The organism is Mammaliicoccus sp. J-M41 (assembly GCF_022385935.1).
Classification (GTDB): domain Bacteria; phylum Bacillota; class Bacilli; order Staphylococcales; family Staphylococcaceae; genus Mammaliicoccus; species Mammaliicoccus sciuri_A.
In genome coordinates this window covers 1-289 of sequence record NZ_JAJNIR010000094.1, presented here as the reverse complement: position 1 = coordinate 289, position 289 = coordinate 1, and the positions used below count along the sequence as shown (strand labels likewise).

2 tRNA genes and 1 rRNA gene are annotated in these 289 nt (G+C 49.5%); all 3 read left to right on the top strand.

Annotated elements, in window-relative coordinates:
• Positions 1–89: ribosomal RNA gene (gene rrf / locus LQ686_RS14040) — 5S ribosomal RNA — on the top strand; the annotation flags it as partial.
• Between the two features lie 27 nt (positions 90–116).
• A tRNA-Val gene (locus tag LQ686_RS14035) sits at positions 117–192 on the top strand.
• 6 nt (positions 193–198) lie between these two features.
• Positions 199–274 (top strand) — tRNA-Thr (locus tag LQ686_RS14030).
• Positions 275–289: the final 15 nt, after the last annotated feature.

Sequence of the window (289 nt, the reverse complement as noted above, 5' to 3'; positions counted from 1 at the left end):
ACCTGTTCCCATGCCGAACACAGAAGTTAAGCTCTTTAGCGCCGATGGTAGTTGGGCTTACGTTCCGCGAGAGTAGGACGTTGCCGGGCAAGTAATAATATTACATATTTTTAAATGGAGAATTAGCTCAGCTGGGAGAGCATCTGCCTTACAAGCAGAGGGTCGGCGGTTCGAACCCGTCATTCTCCACCATTTAAAGCCGGCCTAGCTCAACTGGTAGAGCAACTGACTTGTAATCAGTAGGTTGGGGGTTCAAGTCCTCTGGCCGGCACCATGTTTTAGAGCCATT